Source organism: uncultured Gemmiger sp. (assembly GCA_944388105.1).
Taxonomy (GTDB): domain Bacteria; phylum Bacillota; class Clostridia; order Oscillospirales; family Ruminococcaceae; genus Gemmiger.
Genome location: CALXHN010000005.1, coordinates 1 through 18,197, shown reverse-complemented (window position 1 = coordinate 18,197; position 18,197 = coordinate 1). Strand labels below are relative to the sequence as shown.

Here is an 18,197-nt window from a genome sequence, read left to right as displayed (position 1 = left end):
GAGCTTATGCCAAACCGTAACAAGATCGAGCGGAGCGCCAACTACAACTACTATGCAGACGTGCTCTGGTGCTGTGTCCCGCTCATGGCCATGGCCTGGTTTTTCTATGGTCCGCGGCCGATTTTGCTCATGCTGGTGGGTCTGTTCACCGCCTATGTCTGCGACTGCCTGGTCACTCCGCTGCATGGCGCGGGTTACCGGCCCCATGAACCTTCCAGTGAATGCTTTGCCGCGCTGATTGTACTCATGATGCCGGCTTCGGTTTCCTATTTCATGGTCGTCGCCGCGGTCATTGTGGCGGTGCTCATCAAGGAGACCTTCGGCGGTGAAGGTCACTATCCCTTCCACCCGGCTGCGGTGGGCGTGGCAGTGGCGGCCCTTTCCTGGCCCAACCAGATGACCCGGTATCCCACCCCGGGCACGGTGCTGCCGCTGTGGGGGATCACTTCCGACACCACCCTTGCTGCCGGTATGAACACCACCCTGTCCAGCGGCGGTCTGCCTTCCGCCACCACCATGAACCTGCTCACCGGCAATGTCAGCGGCCCGCTGGGAACCGGTGCTTTCCTGGTCATTGTGGCCTGCGGCCTGTTCCTGCTCTGCCGGGGCCATCTCCAGCTGTCCACCCTGCTGCCGTACCTCATCGTGTGTGTGGCAGTGCCCTGGCTGCTGCCCAACCTGAATGACCTGCCTACGCTGAGCCTGCCCTGGGAGTTCATCCGCCAGCGCGTTTACCTGGAAAAGTATATCCTGCTCACCGGCGGCATGGCCTTCGGCGGTGTGTTCCTGATCTGTGAACCGGTCACCCAGCCCAACCGTTTTACCAGCCGGCTGATCTATGGTCTGCTTCTGGGTCTGGCCACCACCGTCTTCCGTTACAATACCGTCTATGAGACCGGTGTCTGCTTTGCACTGCTCATCGTCGGCGCCGTGCCCGAATGGCTGGACCGTGTGTCCCGCCGTGCGGAGCGCATGAAGTTCATGAAGAAGGAGGCGAAACGGCTTGCAAAACGAGCAAAACCGGAAGCCCTCTAAACCGGCGGCCCGCACCGGGCGCAGGAAGAACCAGCCGGAACATTCCCAGACCGTCATCATTCCCCAGCTTTCTCCCGAAGTGCTGGAGCGTGCCCGCCGTGCCGCTGCGGAAGGCAAGACCCCGCAGCAGATCGACGAGGAGGCTGCCGCTGCCGCGCGGCAGGCGGCCCAGGCCCAGTCCGCTGCGGAGCAGGCCGTTGAACCCAAACCCCAGCCCAAACCCCAGGCCAAAGCCCGCAAGACCCGGGCGGAAGCCGAGGCCGAACTGGCCCAGAGCATCCACGATGACCATCTGTGGCTGAACAACCCGGTCATGGTCCGCGGCCTGGGTCTGGCCCCGATTGTGGCCATGGCCAGCGACGGAGACCGCGCCCTCATGCTCTGCGTGCTGTCCATCCTGCTGCTCACCGCCACCCGTATGCTGGCGGTGGCGGTCTGCCACATCACCGGCAACCGGTTCCGCCCGGTGGTGTATGCCTACTCGGCCGCCATCCTGTATATCCCGGTGTATATCATCATGTACAATATTTTCGGCACCAACCTTTCCATCATGGGGATCTATCTGCCCATGATGGTGGTGGAACCGGTCATTGTCAAGCGTATGGAAGCCGCCGAACTGGAAACCATCGGCGAAGCCTTCCGCAAGGGCATCAACAACACCATCGGCCTGTGCATCGCCATCCTGCTGGTGGGAACCCTGCGGGAGCTGCTGGCTTACGGCACCGTCTTTGAAAAGCCGCTGCTGTCGGTGGGGCTGCTGCCCCTGGCTGCCCAGCCCGCGGGCGGGTTCCTGCTGCTGGGTCTGCTGGCCGCCGGCTGGACGGCCGTGGGCGGCGCCTATGTGCATTATAAACAGGAGGAGGTGCGTCACTTGTATGCTGACCGTAAGCAGTGATCTCACGGTGGTGCAGGGCGTGGCGCAGTTCGTCTCCTACGCGATCCTGGCCATCTTTGCCGAAAACGTCGTATTCTCCCGGGCTATGGGTGTTTCCCGCCTGATCAAACTGGTGAGCGACCCCGAAGTGCGCACCTGGCAGTACTGCACCCCGGTCATCCTGGTGCAGCTGTTCAGTGCCCCTCTGGGCTGGGCCTGCATGACCTATCTGGCGCCGCTGCTGCACCTGTATCTGCCGGACTGGCTGCCCATCGCCTCTCTGCGTCCCATCCTCTACCTGACCTGTGCGGTCATTGCCATGGGGGTGGTGTGGGTGCTGCTGGGCATTCTGCCCGCCGTGCACCGGTCTGCCTGTCGGGAACAGCTGCCTCTGGCCACCTGTACCTGCAGTGTGCTGGGTACTCTGCTGCTTTGCTCCAACCAGAACTACAACCTGCTGCAGTGCATCGCCTTCGGTTTCGGCAGCGGGCTCGGTTATCTGTTTGCGGTGCTGGTGGTGGATGAGGGCCGCCGCCGTCTGGGCAGTAAGGATGTGCCCGCCATTTTCCGCGGCCTGCCCAGTTCCCTGATCTACATCGGCATTCTGTCCCTGGCCATCTATGGTCTGGTGGGACATGGCGTTGCGCGGTAAGCGGGCGCCCAGTCTGAATCGGAGTTGATACCAATGTCCAACTGCTTTTTGCCGGCCGATATCCTGCTGCCCGATGTCTCGGTCCCTCTGGACCCCTGGGCCAGCATTGCCGTCGACCAGTTCACCTCTCAGCCGGACTACTGGCAGCGCGCGGAAGCCTGCGCGGCCGGCAAACCCAGCACCCTGCACATTGTCCTGCCCGAAGCCTACCTGGGCACCCCCGGGGAAGGGGAACGCCTGAAGCAGATCCGCGCCGCCATGGCGGAATACCGCCGGACCGTGCTCACCCGCCAGGTCCACGGCTATGTGTATGTGGAACGCACCCAGCTGGACGGCAGCGTCCGTCAGGGGCTGGTGGGAATGGTGGACCTGGAAGCCTACAGCTATGAGCCGGGGGCAAAGACCCCCATCCGTCCCAGCGAAAACACGGTGGTGGAGCGTATCCCGCCCCGTCTGGCCATCCGTCGCGGTGCGGAGCTGGAAACACCCCATGTGATGATGCTGGCCGACGACGAAAAATGCACGCTGATCGAGCCCATCGGCAGCCGCAAAGCCGAGCTGACCTGCCTGTATGACGGGGATCTGATGCTGGGCGGCGGTCATCTGGCCGGCTGGGCCGTGGAGGACCCGGCCCTGATTGACCAGATCGACCGGGCACTCACCGCTTTGGGGGATGCCGGCGCTTTCGCCGCCCGTTGGCCGGGAGCCGCCGGTCAGCCGCCCATGGTGCTGGCGGTAGGGGACGGCAACCATTCTCTGGCCACCGCAAAAGCATACTGGGAGGAACTAAAACCCACTCTGACCCCCGAGGAACAGGCTGTTCACCCCGCCCGCTACTGTCTGGCGGAGGTGTGCAATGTGCATTCCCCGGCCATCGAGATCGAGCCCATCCATCGGGTGGTTTTCGGTATGGGGGTGCAGGCGGTGTGTGAAGCCTTTGATGCCTGGACCGAGCAGCACAAGGCCCGCGGCCGTATGCCGGTGCAGACCTTCACCATCTTCGGACCGACCATGGCCCGCCGTTATACCCTCGACGATGCACCCTGCCCGCTGGCTGTGGGCACGGTGGAAGCATTTCTCACCGACCTGTGCGCCCGGAACCCTGCCTGCCGGGTGGATTACATCCACGGTCAGGTGGCGGCCTGCAGTCTGGCGGGGGAGAACGCCGCCGCCATCCTGCTGCCGCCCTTTGAGAAAGCGGATCTGTTCCGGGGGGTGGTCCTGGGCGGGGTGCTGCCCCGCAAGACCTTCAGCATGGGCCATGCCGAGGAAAAACGCTACTACAACGAATGTCGGGCCCTGGTATAAGGGGGCTCCGGTTTGTCATATTTACCCGCAGGAAGAAGAGGAATACGCATGCCGAATATGAAACCCGCCCAACCCCAACAGAATCAGCATAAGGAGAAAGCTCCCGGCGAGCAGGAACAGCACCGCCGCCGTCGTCGCCGTTCCCGCGGCGGACCGGGAGCCGCCCCGCAGGGGCAGGCCGCGGCCAAAACGTCCCAGCAGCCCCAGCAGGGCAAGAATGCCCCGGCTGCCGAAAAGAACGGTCAGCCCCGCAAGGGCCGGAACCCCCAGAACAATGGCCAGGGCGGCACCCAGAACGGCGGCCGCCGTCAGCAGCCCCAACAGCCTGCTCAGCCCAAGAACCAGCGCCGCGGGGGCGAACAGCGTCCCGCCCGCCAGCCGGAATCCCAGTCCGGCCGCCGTGCCGGCAATGCCCGTCCTCGCCGGGAATCCCAGCCGGAGGACGTGGGTCTGCTGCTGATCACCCGCCGTCCGCCCAAACAGAAGTTTGCCAACTTTGAAGAGTACATTGCCGCTCATGGCGGTGTGACCGTGCCGGTGGAGGGCAACCCTGCGCCCGAAGCCCCGGCCGACGCCGAATGAACGCCGCACAGGCGGCCGGCCTGCGCTGTCCGGTGTGCGGCGGGGCCCTGGGCATCTGGGGCAGGACCTTGCGCTGCGCCAAAAATCACAGCTTTGATATGGCCAAGGAAGGGTATGTGAACCTGCTGCCCATCCAGAAGCGCCACGCCGCCGACCCGGGCGACGGCAAAGCCATGGTGGCGGCCCGCCGGTCCTTTCTGCAGAGCGGTGCCTACGACCCCTTCCGCAAGGCCCTGGGGGAGCTGTGTGCCCGGGCCGGGTATGCCGCGCCCCACATCGTGGACGCAGGCTGCGGGGAAGGCAGTTATGACCGGACGGTGCTGGACACTCTGGCCGCTGCCGGACAGGAAGCCCAGCTCATCGGGTTCGACCTCTCCAAGTCGGCGGTGCGTCTGGCAGCCAAACTGGTGCCCCAGGCGGCCTTTGCGGTGGGGGGAAGCTTCTGCGCTCCGGTGGCCGATGGCTGGGCGGATATCCTGCTCAACGTCTTTTCTCCTTTTGCCGAAGCGGAATTCTCCCGCATGCTGCGCCCCGGCGGGCTGCTGATCTATGCCGTGCCCACACCGCGCCATCTCTTCGGCCTCAAGGAAGTGCTGTACGACCAGCCCTATGAAAACCCGGACATCCGTACCCAATACCCCGGTTTTGTGCCGGCGGGGGAGCAGACCGTCACCGGGACCGTCACCCTGGACAATGCCATGGCTCTGAACCTCTTTGCCATGACGCCCTACTATTACAACACGCCGACAGAAGGTGCGCAGCGGCTGGCACAGTGCCCGGAACTGACCACCGAGATCGGCTTCCGCTTTTTGCTTTATCGCCGCGCCGCATCCTGAATCCAAGGCCCCGTCCGGGGTCTTTTTTAATTGGTTCAGCCGGAGGGTTTTGCCCATTTACAAAGGGCATCTTTTGGGCTACAATGGCGGCATGACCCCGCACAGCGGGCCGAAAGGATGTGTAACCATGGAGACCGAAGAAAAACGCCGTCAGATTCCCAACAGCATCGGGCGGGCCGTGTTTGTGGCCCTGTCTTTCCTGCTGCAGGTGGGGTGGATCCTGGGCTTTGCCCTCTACCTCACCCGGTATTATGCCGTGATTCAGCTGGCATCCAGCCTGCTGGCCCTGCTGCTGGTCTTTTCGGTGTACGGCCGCAACATGAACTCGGCTTTCCGGCTCAGCTGGATCATCCTGATTCTGCTGTTCCCGGTGCTGGGAACCTGCCTGTATCTGCTTTTCGGCCGGCCGGTGGCCCTGTGGCCTCTGCGCCGCCGCCTGCGTGCCGCCGACGCCGCCCTGGAACCCGCCCGACAGCGGGAACGGGAAAACGGTGCGGCCGTCACCCGGGACCTGCGCGCCGCCGCCCCTGACCTGGGCGGACAGGTGACCTACCTGCAGGACCGGGCGGGATATCCGGTGTACCACAACACCCGGGTGCGCTTTTACGGCGACACCAATGAAGCCCTGGAAGCCCAGCAGGAAGCCCTGCGCAGCGCACAGCACTTCATCTTTATGGAGTACCATGCCATTGAGGATTCCATCGCGTGGCAGAGTCTGGAAGATATCCTGACCGAGCGGGCCCGGGCTGGGGTGGACGTGCGGGTCTTTTACGATGATGTGGGCAGTATGGGCTTTATCAGTCCGCCCTTTGCCCAGCGGCTGCGGGCCAAGGGCATTCAGTGCCGGGTGTTCAACCCCCTGATCCCGGCCATGAATATCATCATGAACAACCGGGACCACCGCAAGATCACGGTGGTGGATAGCCGGGTGGGCTTCACCGGCGGGTACAATCTGGCGGATGAATATTTCAACCTCACCCATCCCTACGGCACCTGGAAGGACACCGGCCTTCGGCTGGAAGGGGAGGCTGTCCGGGGTCTGACCCTGATCTTCCTGCAGATGTGGGGGGCCACCCAGAAGGAACCCCTGGACCCCACGCCCTTCCTGCCGCCGGTGCAGCCGACCCTGCGCTCGGACGCGGTGGTGGTCCCCTATGCGGACGACCCTCTGGATGAGGAACCGGTGGGGGAAAACGTGTACATGAACCTGATCACCCATGCCGACCGGTATGTGTGGCTGACCACCCCGTACCTGATCATCAGCGATGAGATGCAGCGGGCCCTGACCCTGGCCGCCCGCCGCGGGGTGGACGTGCGGATCATCACCCCCGGCATCCCGGACAAGAAGATGGTGTTCCGGGTCACCCGCAGCCATTATGCCCGTCTGGCCGCGGACGGTGTGCGCCTGTTTGAGTACACCCCCGGTTTCATCCATGCCAAGCAGGCGGTGGCCGACGATAAGGCCGCGGTGGTGGGCACCATCAACCTGGATTACCGCAGTCTGTACCTGCATTTTGAGAACGCCTGCTGGTTTTCCGGCTGTGAGGCGGTAGGGGATGTGCGCCGGGATTTTGAAGGGCTTTTCCCCCAGTGCCGGGAGGTCACGGCTCTGTACAAGGAACGTCCGGCGGCGGTGCGCGGGGTGGACTGCCTGCTGCGTCTGTTCAGCCCTCTGATGTGACAAAACAAAAAGGCGGTGTGCTGTTGCGGGCACACCGCCTTTTTGTCTGCTGCGGGAAAATCAGAGATCCGGGTCCTCCGGCTGTGCTTCCATCTCAAACCATTCCCGGTTCTCGGTGGTTTCGGTATCTTCGGTTTCCTGGGTGGTTTTGGTGTCTTCGGTCCGGTTCTGTGCCTCCCGGCGGGCTTTCATTGCATCCGGGTCGGAAGGAATCATCCCGGGGATCATGTCGCTCCCCTCCATGATATCGGTCCAGAAATCTTCCTGTTCGCTCTCGGCGCCGCGGGGGCCGTAAGGTCCGTGATACATAAACGTTTGCCTCCTTTGTGCATAAGGCCGGGGCAGATTGCCCAAGCTATGACTACATTTTGCAGCAAAGAGGTGTTCTTTATGCATAAACGCCGCGGACTTTTTTTTCAGAGCCTGGTTCTGACCCTGATCCTGGTGGTTCCCATGATGGGTACGGTGGTCTTTTTGGCTTCCCAGCGCACTGAGCAGCAGATGCTCCGGCAGGCGGCGGCCGACCAGGCCCAGCTGGCGGAGCCGGCAGGCGCCCGACAGACCCACCGCCTGCTTCTGGCCGTGCAGTCCGACGCGCCGGCATTCCTGCTGCTGCGGCTGGATGGTCCCGAGCAGGCGGCGCTTTTCTGCGCGCTGCCGGGGGATCTGGTCCTGCAGGCGCCTGCGGGCACCACCACCCTGTCCGAGTGCTATCTGGCCGCAGGTCCGGCCCGGGCGGAGGAACTTCTGGGGCAGACCCTGGGCGTTGCGCCGGATGCCTATCTGGCCGCCACGGCCAACACCTATGCCAGTCTCTGGGGACTGGAGGACGCCGTCCGGTTTGATACCGCTGCCGTCTTTACCGCGGAGGAGCGCAAGGAGCTGGACTGCGGGGAAGAGTCGGTGGTGGAGCTCACCGTCGCCCAGGCATCGGAATTCCTGGCGCGGGCGGCGGCGCTGCCGGACCAGACCCCGGCTGCACTGGCCCGCGCCCGGGGGGCACTGTGGGCGGCCTTTTTCCGGCAGTTTCCGGATCATCTGGCGGACCTGGCCGCCGGTGCCCGCAATGTGAGCAGCCAGACCCTCACCGACCTGCGGGCCCAGGACCTGTATGAACTGGAAGAGACCCTGACCTGGCTTTCGGGAGCCACCGGCTACCATGTGGATTACCAGACCCTGGAACTGCAGCAGACGGCAGGGGGCAGCCGCCTGACCGACACGGACCTGGAAACGGTTCAGGTTTTGCTGGCCGGTGGGACCGCCGTGGAATGAGCCGACCACGCCCGCCCCAGGGCCGAGGCCACGGCGGCAATGTCCCCGGTGCGCAGGGCGGCATAGCCGGCCACCACCGTGTCGGGGCGGCAGCTCTCCGGGCGGGCCATGTAGTATTCGCTCAGCCCCCGCAGCTGGACCCCTTCGGCCCGGGCGGCGGCCACCATGGCCTGTTCTCCGCCGGCTCCCGGCAGGGTCAGCAGAAAATGCAGCCCGGACTGGGTACCGTCCAGCACCATATCCGGACCCAACGCCTCCCGCAGTGCGGCGGCAAAGGTCTCCATCCGCCGTTTGTAGGCCAGACGCATCCGGGCAATGTGCCGGGTGAAATGCCCCTGGGCCATGAACCGGCACAAGGTCTCCTGCTCAAACCGGCTCACCGTGTTGGAATACACCGCAAAATCCCGGCGATAGCGTTCCAGCAGATGGGGCGGCAGTACCATGCAGGCGATTCGGATGCCCGGGGCCAGACTTTTGGAGAAGGTGGTCAGATACACCACCGGTCCGTCAGCCCCGGCCATGCCCTGCAGGCTGGGCAGGGGGCGAGTGCTGAACCGGAACTCCGAGTCATAATCATCCTCCAGAATGTACCGTCCCGGTCTGGCGGCGGCCCAGGCCAGCAGCTGGGCCCGACGCCAGGCCGGCATGGTCACCCCGGTGGGAAAGTGATGGCTGGGGGTTACATAGCACAGGTTGGCCCCGCAGGCTTCCAGGCCGTCGGCGGGCAGACCGTGACGGTCGATGTCCACCAGCCGGCAGGGAATGCCGTTGTTTTCCAGGATAGTGCGGGACCGGGTGTAGCCCGGGTTCTCCACTGCGGCGGCCGACCCGGCAAACAGATGGGCCACACAGCCCAGAAGGTACTCAATGCCCGCACCCACCACCACCTGTTCCGGGGTGCACACCACCCCCCGGTACTCGGCCAGATACCGGGCGATCTCCCCCCGCAGGTCCTCGTCTCCCTGCATGGGCCCGCGCTGCAGCAGTTCCGGGGCCTGGTACAGCAGTTCCTTCTGGATGCGTCCCCAGCTGCGGGCGGGGAAGAGCTCGGTGTCGATGCTGCCGGTGGACAGGTCATACCGGGGCGCCGCCTCTGGCCGGACAGGTTCGGCGGAAACCGCCGGCTCCGGTTCCGGGGCGGCCGGGGCAGGGCAGAGCATTCCCCCGGTGTCCTGCACATAAAAACCGCTGCGTGGCCGGGATTCCGCCAGCCCCTCGGCGGCCAGCATCTGGTAGGCAGCATCCACCGTGTTCACGCTCACCCCCAGCTGGCTGGCCATGGTCCGGCGGCCGGGCAGGGGACTGCCGGGGGCCAGGGCGCCGCTGCGGATATCCGCAGCCAGTCGGGCATACAGCTGTTCATACATGGGGGTACTGCTTTTGGCAGACAGTGTGATCATGAAGGCCCTCCCTTCCTGTTCTGCGAACTGGCCCCATGAAAAATTCAAATACTGGATATTCACACAAGGCCAGAAACGATTATAATGAGAGCATACCCCGACGGCGGGCAAATGTCAAGCCGCCGGGAAAATCACCGCCGGCAGGCGCAAGGCGCCGCGCACAGCCGGCCATGAGGGGAGATTTCAACTATGCAGCCTGCTCTGATCTGGCTTTTGTTCTTTTGCGTGGTGGTGCTGGTCCTGGTCTTTGCCGCCTTGTCCCGCACCCGGTTTACGGTCCAGAAGATCGCACTCATCGGTGTGATGGCCGCACTCAGCTTTGTGGCTTATGAGTTCTTCCGGATTCCCAACATTCTGGGCACCGGTTCCTCCTTCCATCTGGGCAACACCTTCACCGCCCTTACCGCCATGCTGCTGGACGGCGTTTCCGGCGGTCTGGCCGGTGCCATCGGTCTTTCTCTGGCGGATCTCGTGGCCGGCGACCCGGGATATGCCATCACCACCTTCCTGCTCAAGTTCATCATCGGTCTGGTGTGCGGTGCTGCCAGCCACCGCCTGTTCCATCTGGCCGACCGTCATCCCGCCCGCAAGGTGGGCGCGGACCTGAAGTATCTGTCCATGGTCACCGGCAGCGCCTTCAGCGGCCTGCTGGTCAACGTCTTTACCGACCCCTTTATCGGCTACTTCCGCAACCGGTACATCTTCGGGCAGGATGTGGATCTGGCCGCCACCATGACCAAGGTGGCCAGCGGGGTGACGCTGGTCAACTCGCTGCTGTCCACCGTCTGCGCCGTGGTGCTCTATCTGGCCCTGCGCCCCGCCCTGGAAAAAGCCCGCCTGCTGCCCGGTACCCGCCGCATGCACGCCTGAGACAAGCCCAGCAAGCAACCGAAAAAACCGCCGGTCCCGTATGGGACCGGCGGTTTTTGCTTTCAGAAATCCGGTTTGGCGGCAATGCGGTCGGTAATCTCGTCCAGGGCGGCCAGCACCTGCTCCGCACCGAACTTTTTCCGGTTTTCCGTATAGGTGTAGTAGGCTCCCTGCACCTGGTAGGTCAGCATGATGTTGAACCGGGCGTCGTTGCGGGTTTCGGGCACAATGGAGAAGATGTGCTCCTTGATGCCCCGCTCGATGCTGATGGGCAGTACCGCTGCCTGGGACCCGGAAAACAGGATGTTGGTCAGATTTTCGTGGGCGGCAAAGGAAGCAAACAGCTCCCGGGTGAACCGCTTGCGGTCGGTGAGAAAGCTGTCCGGCTGCTCCAGGCTGTCCAGCATCATCCGGATGACCTCGCTCTGCATCTGTTCCGACAGATCATAAATGTCGTGATAATGCAGGTAAAAGGTGGCTTTGCTGATCTGGGCCAGTTCGGCCAGCTCCTTCACCGTGATGCGTTCCAGGGGTTTGTGGGCCCGCAGCTGCAAAAAGGCGTTGCGGATGCTCTGCCGGGTCTTTTTTTCTCTCATGTCCATGGCTTCGCCTCCCTTGTCGATTTTTCAAAAGCGTCCAGTATTGTACACATTGTCAAATCCGCAGATGGTACAGCTGTGTGGTGTCTGCTATATTGATTATAGTAAATTACTGGACGACAGTCAAATAAATATGGAGGCGACCCCTATGGATTTTTACGGCTTTTACACCGGGCAGCTGTTTGATGCCTATGAATTTCTCGGGGCCCATCCCGGGGTGGAGGGAACGGTGTTCCGCACCTTCGCCCCCGGGGCGGCGGGGATCGATCTGCTGCTGGACGGCCAGCCCCGCCCCATGCACAAGATGGGGGACGGCAATTTCTATGAACTGACGGTACCCGACGCACCCCCCGGCACCCCCTATGAGTACCGGATCCACACCCGGGACGGGCAGTTCACCGACCACTGCGACCCCTATGGATTCGGCATGGACCTGCGTCCGGCCCACCGGTCCATCGTGCGGGATCTGGGGGAGTATACCTTCCGCGATGCCCACTGGATGCGCACCCGCACCGACCGCCGCAATGAGCCTCTGAACATCTACGAGATGCATCTGGGGTCCTGGCGGCGCAAGCCGGACGGCACGGTATACAATTATGAGGAACTGGCCGGACCCCTGGCCGACTACCTGTGCGAGAGCGGCTACAACTATGTGGAATTCCTGCCCCTGGCGGAACATCCCTGTGACGAAAGCTGGGGCTATCAGATCACCGGGTTCTTTGCCCCCACCAGCCGGTACGGTACCGCCGCCCAGCTCATGGCCCTGGTGGATACCCTCCACCGCCGGGGCATCGGGGTCATCATGGACTTTGTGCCCGCCCACTTTGCCCTGGACCCCTACGCCCTGGCCCGGTATGACGGCACCGCCCTGTACGAATATCCCCACAACGATGTGGGGGTCAGCGAGTGGGGCAGCTGCAACTTCATGCACTCCCGGGGGGAGGTGCGCAGCTTTCTGCAGTCGGCGGGGCATTACTGGCTGGAAAAGTTCCACTTTGACGGCCTGCGGTACGACGCCATCAGCCGGATCCTCTACTGGCAGGGGGACGAGCGCCGGGGCGTCAACGGCAACGGGGTGGAATTCCTGCGCACCATGAACCGGGGGCTCAAACAGCGCCACCCTGGCTGTCTGCTGGCAGCGGAGGATTCCACCTGTTTCGAGGGCATCACCCGTCCGGCGGAGCAGGGAGGACTGGGCTTTGACTACAAGTGGAATCTGGGCTGGATGCACGACACCCTCTCTTTCCTGCAGACTGACCCGGAATACCGTCCGGACAACTACCACAAGCTGACCTTCTCCATGATGTACTATTACAAGGAACGGTATCTGCTGCCCTTCTCCCACGACGAGGTGGTCCACGGCAAGGCCACCATTTTGCAGAAGATGAATGGCGGCTACGACGGCAAGTTCCCCCAGGGGCGGGCGCTGTACCTGTATATGATGACCCACCCGGGGAAAAAGCTGAATTTTATGGGCAGTGAGATCGGCCAGCTGCGGGAGTGGGACCCGGCCCGGGAACAGGACTGGTGCCTGCGCAGCTACCCCAACCACGACGGGTTCTACCACTATATCCAGGCGCTCAACCGGCTGTATCTGGAGGAGCCGGCGCTGTGGCAGCAGGATGAGGACCCGGCAGGCTTTGTCTGGCTGGACTGCCACCGGGAAAGCCAGTGCGTCTATGTGTTCGAGCGTCGGGCCGGACACCGCCGGGTGGCTGCGGCCTTCAATTTCAGCGACAAGCCCCAGACTTTCGCGGTGCCCGTCCAGCCCGGGACGGCCCGGGTGCTGTTGTACAGCGACTGGCAGCCCTACGGCGGCATGACGCCGGAAGGGGAGTGCCCCTGCACGGTGGCCGGACAGAAACTGGAAGGGACGCTGGCACCCTTCTCCGCCGTTCTGCTGCGGCTGGAATGACCCTAAGCACAGACACAAAAAAGCGCGCCCTGCATGGCACGATGGCCATGACAGGGCGCGCTTGACTTTGCATTTCTTGCACCGCGATTCTTGCGGATATTGCCTAAATGCGGACGGCCGTCCGCCGCCGGACACTCAGGCGTCGGCTTCGTCGGGGCCGCCGTACAGGGTGATATATTCGGCGGGGTCGGGCTTGCGCTTGCACAAAACAGCGGCCGCCAACGCCAGAACACCGGCCAGAACAGCCAGCACAGCGATCATTTTGAGAACGGTTTTCATCAGGCATACCTCCCTGCCCCGCAAAGGGCCCGCCATGTCATATTACGCTTGCGTACAGTATACCACACAGGCGGGCAAAAGGCAATGCAAAACCCCTGTATGGGACCACGCAGGGCAAAGAAAATGTTTCCAAACTATGGACATTGTGTAAAATTTGACCACTGCCGCGGCCTTGACTTGGCAGGATAAGCGCATTAAAATAAACCATGTATAATTTTGTCTTTTTGGCGGTGGAAGCCGGCAAAAAGAGCAACAAAGGAATGGGGGAACAGGATCCATGTTGAAAATCCTGAAGCGCTCCGCCAAGGGCGCCCGTGTCCCGCATGAGAAATCGACGGCCGACATGCCCACCGTGCGTATGCCGGTGCCCAAAAACGTCGTCATTCCCATGTCGATGCACATCGGCGCTCCGGCGGAACCCGTCGTCAAAAAAGGCGATCAGGTGTTCGTTGGCACCCTGATCGGCAAAGCCGGCGGTTTTGTCAGTGCCAATATCCACTCCAGCGTGTCCGGCACGGTGGTTGACGTGGCGCCCATGCGCATGGTCAACGGTCCGGTCTGTCAGGCTGTGGCCATCCAGTGCGACGGCAACCAGACCGTGGACCCGGCCTGCGTGCCGCCCACGGTCACCGACAAGGAATCCCTGCTGGCTGCCATCCAGGCCTGCGGCCTGGTGGGTGTGGGCGGCGCGGGCTTCCCGACCCACGTCAAGCTCATGGCCAAGGTGGACACCCTGCTGATCAATGCGGCGGAGTGTGAGCCCTACCTGACCACCGACGCCCGTGAAATGCTGGAATGCAGCGATACCATCCTGTCCGGTATCGAGGCGGTCATGAAGTACTGTGAGATCCCGCACTGCATCATCGGCATTGAGCGCAACAAGCCGGCATGCATCGATCTGATGTGCTCCCTGACCCGGGACATGAAGGGCGTTTCGGTCAAGCCGCTGCCCATGCGGTACCCCCAGGGCGCTGAAAAGACCCTGGTGGAGACCTGCACCGGCCGGGAAGTGCCCCAGATCGGACCTTCCGGCAAGGCGGGCCTGCCGGCGGACTGCGGCTGCATCGTCATGAACGTCACTTCCGTGTCCACCCTGGGCAAGTATCTCAAGACCGGTATTCCTCTGGTCAGCAAGCGTGTCACGGTGGACGGCGACGCCATCGCCAAGCCCCAGAACATCGAAGTGCCCATCGGCACCCTGTACCGGGATGTCATCGAAGCCTGCGGCGGCATCAAGCCGGACGTGGAACTGGGCAAGATCATCTTCGGCGGTCCCATGATGGGCGGTGCTTCGCCCAGTGCGGACTTCCCGGTGCTCAAGCAGAACAACGGCCTGCTGCTGTTCAGCCGCAAGGCAGCCGTTCTGCCTGCCGCCCAGCCCTGCATCCGCTGCGGCCGGTGCATCAGCGCCTGCCCCATGGGTCTGGAACCGGTGGTCATTGTGGAAAACCATAACAAGAAGGATACCGCGGCCCTGAAGAGCCTGTGCGTGGACCTGTGCGTTGCCTGCGGCAGCTGCACCTATGTCTGTCCGGCCAAGCGCCCGGTTTCCCAGGCTGTGACCCAGGCCAAGGCCTGGTATCTCAGCGAAATGCGCAAGGGAGGTAAGTAACGATGGACCAGGTTTTGTTCGTAACTGCCTCGCCCCATATCCGGGACGATTCCAGCACCCGCGGCCTGATGGGCAACGTCCTCAAGGCGCTGGTGCCCTGCATCGTCGCGGCGGCGCTGATCTTCGGCTATGAAGCCCTCATCAGCGTGGCCGTCACCACGCTGGCCTGCGTGGCTTTCGAGTATCTGTACTGCCTGATCATGAAGAAACCCAACCCGGTGGGCGACCTTTCCGCCTGCGTCACCGGCGTGATCCTGGCACTGAACTTCCCCGTGGGTCTGCCTCTGTGGATCTGCGTGGTGGGTGCCTTTGTGGCCATCGTGGTGGTCAAGCAGCTGTTCGGCGGCATCGGCTTCAACTTTGCCAACCCGGCACTGGTGGGCCGTATCGTGCTGTTCCTCAGCTTCACCGCCCGCATGACCGCTTATATCTACCCCGACATGGCGGTGGATGCCCTGGCTTCCGCCACCCCGCTGGCCGACAGCGTGGACAAGACCACCGTCAGCCTGCTGGACCTGTTCCTGGGTCTGCACGGAGGCATGATGGGTGAGACCTGTATCCTGGCCATCCTGCTGGGTCTTGTTTACCTGCTGGCCACCGGCACCATCGGGTTTGCCATTCCCGGCAGCATCGTGGGCACCGTCTTTGTGCTGTCCTGGATCGCCACCGGCAGCCTGCATGCCGCTGTGGCCGAGATCCTGGCCGGCGGCTTGATGTTCGGCGCCGTCTTTATGGCCACCGACTACGTCACCAGCCCCTTCACCACCAAGGGCAAGCTGATCTATGGCATCTTCATCGGTCTGGTGACCTTCGCCATCCGCTATTTCGGCAGCATGAACGAAGGCATGAGCTTCGCCATCCTGCTGGGCAACCTGATGGTGCCCTGGTTCAACGCCTGGAGCCACCAGATCCCGCTGGGCTACAAGAAACCCAAAAAGCAGAAAAAGGCCGCCAAAGCCGCGGCCAAGGAAGGGGGCAACGCCTGATGGCTGAGAAGAACGCAAAGACCCCCGCGCAGGAGTCCGCTTTCAAGACGATGATCTACCCGGTCATCATCCTGGTTGTCATCTGCGTGGTGTGCAGCGCCGCTCTGGCGGCCCTGAACGACGCCACCAAACCCATCATCCAGGCCAACCAGGAAGCCGCCACCCAGGAAGCGTACATGGGCGTTCTGCCCGGTGTCACCGATCCTTCCGCCCTGACCACGGTGGAGAACATCCAGACCCCCGGCGTGCAGGGGGCTGTGACCACCGCCGACGGCCTGGCGGCCGTCAAGGCTTCCGCCGCCGGTTACAGCGGCAAGGAAGTGGTTGTGTACGTTTCCTTTGACGCTTCCGGCAAGATCCTGGCCACCAGCGTGGACGCTTCCACCCAGACCACCGGCATCGGTTCCAAGACCATGAACGAAAGCTTCTGGTCCGGTTTCCTGGGCTGGGATGCCTCCCAGCATGTGTCCGCCGGCAACCCCGTGGATACCATCGCGGGTGCCACCATTTCTTCCAACGCTGTCATTTCGGCCTATAACAGCGCCATCGACTGCTACAACAATGAGATCAAGGGGGTGGCCTGACCATGAGCGAAAAACAAAGCCTGTGGAAGATCTTCACCGCCGGTATTATCCGTGAAAACCCGGTCCTGCGTCTGGTGCTGGGCTGCTGCTCGGCCCTGGCCGTCACCACCACCGTTTCCGGTGCCCTGGGCATGGGCCTGTCCATGACCTTCGTGCTGGTGTGCTCCAACATCGTCATTTCCGCCCTGCGCAAGGCGATTCCCGACAAGGTCCATCTGCCCTGCTACATCGTCATCATCGCCACCTTCGTCACCGTGGTCCAGATGGTGCTGGAAGCCTACGCCCAGGATCTGTATGACTCCCTGGGTGTGTTCCTGGCCCTGATCGTGGTCAACTGCATCATCCTGGGCCGTGCCGAAATGTTCGCCTGCAAGCACACGGTGGTGGAATCCGCCGTGGACGGCGTGGGCATGGGTCTTGGCTACATCATCACCATGCTGCTCATGTCCAGCGTCCGTGAGATCATCGGCAACGGTTCCTGGATGGGCATCACCATCATCCCCGAAAGCGTGGACCGTATGGGCATCATGAACCAGGCTCCCGGCGGCTTCTTCGTCTTCGGCTGCCTGATGGCCCTGTGCGTTTTTATCGAGAAAAAGACCAACCATCCCATTGAGCGCAAGACCTGCGGCGAAGTCATGCTGGACGAGATCGACGCCGCCAAATCCGAGGGAGGTGACCAGGCATGAACAATCTCGCTGTGTTTGCGACCATCTTCTTCAACCTGATCCTGGTCAACAACTACGTTCTGGTCCAGTTCCTGGGCATCTGCCCCTTCCTGGGCGTTTCCAAAAAGGTGGATTCTTCCACCGGCATGGGTCTGGCGGTCATCTTCGTCATGGTCATTGCCACGGCGGTCACCTTCCCGCTGCAGATCTTCCTGCTGGATGCCTATGACCTGGGCTACATGCAGACCGTCGTCTTCATCCTGGTCATCGCCGTGCTGGTCCAGCTCATCGAGATCACCCTGAAGAAGTATGTGCCTGCCCTGTACACCGCCCTGGGCGTGTATCTGCCCCTGATCACCACCAACTGCTGCGTGCTGGGTGTCACCATCCTGGCCGTGCAGGATTACTCCGATATCGTGGCGGAGCAGGGCTTTGGTCTGGCCTATGCCGAAGCGCTGATCTGCGCTGCCGGCGCCGGCGTGGGCTTCCTGGTGGCCATGCTGCTGTTCTGCGGCGTGCGCCAGCGTGTGGAGTCCTCCAACCCGCCGGAAAGCTTCAAGGGCCTGCCCATCACCCTGGTGTCGGCGGCCATCACCTCGATGAGTTTCATGGGCTTCGGCGGCCTGGTTGAAAACATCATCAATGCACTGGTCTGAGATAAGGAGGGGGACTAAGTATGAATCCGATCATTCTTGCGGTCGCCGTCCTGGCGGTGCTGGGTCTGGTGGGCAGTATCGTGCTGGTGCTGGCTTCCAAGTTCATGGCTGTGTATGAGGACCCGCGCATTGCGGAAATCACCGCCTGTTTGGCGGGCGCCAACTGCGGCGGCTGCGGCTACGCCGGCTGTGCCGACTACGCCAAGGCCATTGTGGAGGACGGCGCGCCCACCTTCAAGTGCGCACCCGGCGGCGACAAGGCTGCCGATGCCATCAACACCATCATGGGCAGCGAGACCAGTGACCGTCCCAGCCTGAAAGCGGTGGTCCTGTGCAACGGCGGCGAAAACTGCGGCAAGCGGTTCAGCTACCAGGGCATCCAGACCTG

At 62.8% G+C, this 18,197-nt stretch carries 20 protein-coding genes; 16 read left to right on the top strand and 4 right to left on the bottom strand.

Annotated features, from left to right (window positions below):
* The first annotated feature begins 6 nt into the window (after positions 1–6).
* The 7 genes from Q0K17_RS01190 (at position 7) to cls (ending at position 6,968) form a co-directional block, all read left to right on the top strand.
* Positions 7–1,035: an RnfABCDGE type electron transport complex subunit D gene (locus Q0K17_RS01190; protein ID WP_294538866.1), complete on the top strand. Its 1,029-nt coding sequence runs from the start codon at positions 7–9 to the stop codon at positions 1,033–1,035.
* The gene (locus tag Q0K17_RS01185; RefSeq protein WP_294538864.1) at positions 1,004–1,930 is read left to right on the top strand and encodes an Rnf-Nqr domain containing protein; all 927 of its coding nucleotides are present in this window, start codon (positions 1,004–1,006) and stop codon (positions 1,928–1,930) included. The genes Q0K17_RS01190 and Q0K17_RS01185 overlap by 32 nt, the downstream gene beginning before the upstream one ends.
* The gene (locus Q0K17_RS01180) at positions 1,911–2,561 is read left to right on the top strand and encodes an Rnf-Nqr domain containing protein (RefSeq protein WP_294538862.1); all 651 of its coding nucleotides are present in this window, start codon (positions 1,911–1,913) and stop codon (positions 2,559–2,561) included. Before Q0K17_RS01185 ends, Q0K17_RS01180 begins: the two co-directional genes overlap by 20 nt.
* A 33-nt stretch (positions 2,562–2,594) precedes the next feature.
* A complete protein-coding gene (locus Q0K17_RS01175; protein WP_294538860.1) occupies positions 2,595–3,869 on the top strand; it encodes a DUF1015 domain-containing protein in 1,275 nt (424 codons plus the stop codon).
* Positions 3,870–3,926: 57 nt separating this feature from the next.
* Entirely contained in the window at positions 3,927–4,451 is a 525-nt protein-coding gene (locus Q0K17_RS01170; RefSeq protein WP_294538857.1) for a hypothetical protein, read from the top strand.
* Positions 4,448–5,287 (top strand): putative RNA methyltransferase, encoded by an 840-nt coding sequence (locus Q0K17_RS01165; protein ID WP_294538855.1) that lies wholly within the window; start codon positions 4,448–4,450, stop codon positions 5,285–5,287. The genes Q0K17_RS01170 and Q0K17_RS01165 overlap by 4 nt, the downstream gene beginning before the upstream one ends.
* A gap of 127 nt (positions 5,288–5,414) precedes the next feature.
* Entirely contained in the window at positions 5,415–6,968 is a 1,554-nt protein-coding gene (gene cls, locus Q0K17_RS01160; protein ID WP_294538852.1) for a cardiolipin synthase, read from the top strand.
* A 60-nt stretch (positions 6,969–7,028) separates the two neighbouring features.
* On the opposite strand, the gene Q0K17_RS01155 is transcribed toward cls, so the two are convergent.
* Positions 7,029–7,277 carry a hypothetical protein gene (locus Q0K17_RS01155; protein ID WP_294538849.1) on the bottom strand — a complete coding sequence of 83 codons (249 nt, stop codon included), beginning with the start codon at positions 7,275–7,277 and terminating at the stop codon, positions 7,029–7,031.
* Positions 7,278–7,358: 81 nt separating this feature from the next.
* Between Q0K17_RS01155 and Q0K17_RS01150 the strand changes: the two genes are divergently transcribed.
* Positions 7,359–8,240, top strand: a complete 882-nt coding sequence (locus tag Q0K17_RS01150; RefSeq protein ID WP_294538846.1) for a hypothetical protein — start codon at positions 7,359–7,361, stop codon at positions 8,238–8,240.
* Here the strand turns inward: Q0K17_RS01150 and Q0K17_RS01145 are convergent.
* The gene (locus Q0K17_RS01145) at positions 8,204–9,640 is read right to left on the bottom strand and encodes a PLP-dependent aminotransferase family protein (RefSeq protein WP_294538843.1); all 1,437 of its coding nucleotides are present in this window, start codon (positions 9,638–9,640) and stop codon (positions 8,204–8,206) included. The two genes, Q0K17_RS01150 and Q0K17_RS01145, sit on opposite strands and share 37 nt — an antisense overlap.
* Positions 9,641–9,829: 189 nt before the next feature.
* On the opposite strand from Q0K17_RS01145, the gene Q0K17_RS01140 reads away from it, so the two are divergent.
* Positions 9,830–10,510, top strand: coding sequence for an ECF transporter S component (locus Q0K17_RS01140; RefSeq protein ID WP_294538840.1), 681 nt, complete (start codon positions 9,830–9,832; stop codon positions 10,508–10,510).
* A gap of 62 nt (positions 10,511–10,572) precedes the next feature.
* On the opposite strand, the gene Q0K17_RS01135 is transcribed toward Q0K17_RS01140, so the two are convergent.
* A complete protein-coding gene (locus Q0K17_RS01135) occupies positions 10,573–11,112 on the bottom strand; it encodes a TetR/AcrR family transcriptional regulator (RefSeq protein ID WP_294538837.1) in 540 nt (179 codons plus the stop codon).
* A 145-nt stretch (positions 11,113–11,257) separates the two neighbouring features.
* Between Q0K17_RS01135 and glgB the strand changes: the two genes are divergently transcribed.
* A complete protein-coding gene (gene glgB, locus Q0K17_RS01130) occupies positions 11,258–13,024 on the top strand; it encodes a 1,4-alpha-glucan branching protein GlgB (protein WP_294538834.1) in 1,767 nt (588 codons plus the stop codon).
* Between the two features lie 135 nt (positions 13,025–13,159).
* On the opposite strand, the gene Q0K17_RS01125 is transcribed toward glgB, so the two are convergent.
* Positions 13,160–13,303 (bottom strand): hypothetical protein, encoded by a 144-nt coding sequence (locus Q0K17_RS01125; RefSeq protein WP_294538831.1) that lies wholly within the window; start codon positions 13,301–13,303, stop codon positions 13,160–13,162.
* 277 nt (positions 13,304–13,580) lie between these two features.
* Here Q0K17_RS01125 and Q0K17_RS01120 point away from each other — a divergent pair, with 277 nt between their 5' ends.
* From Q0K17_RS01120 to Q0K17_RS01095, 6 genes are all read left to right on the top strand, one after another.
* Positions 13,581–14,915 (top strand): RnfABCDGE type electron transport complex subunit C, encoded by a 1,335-nt coding sequence (locus tag Q0K17_RS01120; protein ID WP_294538828.1) that lies wholly within the window; start codon positions 13,581–13,583, stop codon positions 14,913–14,915.
* A 2-nt stretch (positions 14,916–14,917) separates the two neighbouring features.
* Positions 14,918–15,901 (top strand): RnfABCDGE type electron transport complex subunit D, encoded by a 984-nt coding sequence (locus tag Q0K17_RS01115; RefSeq protein WP_294538825.1) that lies wholly within the window; start codon positions 14,918–14,920, stop codon positions 15,899–15,901.
* Positions 15,901–16,485 (top strand): FMN-binding protein, encoded by a 585-nt coding sequence (locus Q0K17_RS01110; RefSeq protein WP_294538822.1) that lies wholly within the window; start codon positions 15,901–15,903, stop codon positions 16,483–16,485. The genes Q0K17_RS01115 and Q0K17_RS01110 overlap by 1 nt, the downstream gene beginning before the upstream one ends.
* Before the next feature lie 2 nt (positions 16,486–16,487).
* On the top strand, positions 16,488–17,174 hold the full coding sequence (locus tag Q0K17_RS01105; RefSeq protein ID WP_294538819.1) for an electron transport complex subunit E: 687 nt from the start codon (positions 16,488–16,490) through the stop codon (positions 17,172–17,174).
* On the top strand, positions 17,171–17,809 hold the full coding sequence (locus Q0K17_RS01100) for an RnfABCDGE type electron transport complex subunit A (protein WP_294538816.1): 639 nt from the start codon (positions 17,171–17,173) through the stop codon (positions 17,807–17,809). The genes Q0K17_RS01105 and Q0K17_RS01100 overlap by 4 nt, the downstream gene beginning before the upstream one ends.
* A gap of 20 nt (positions 17,810–17,829) precedes the next feature.
* Positions 17,830–18,197, top strand: a 368-nt coding sequence (locus Q0K17_RS01095; RefSeq protein ID WP_294538812.1) for an RnfABCDGE type electron transport complex subunit B, incomplete at its 3' end; no start/stop codon positions are given.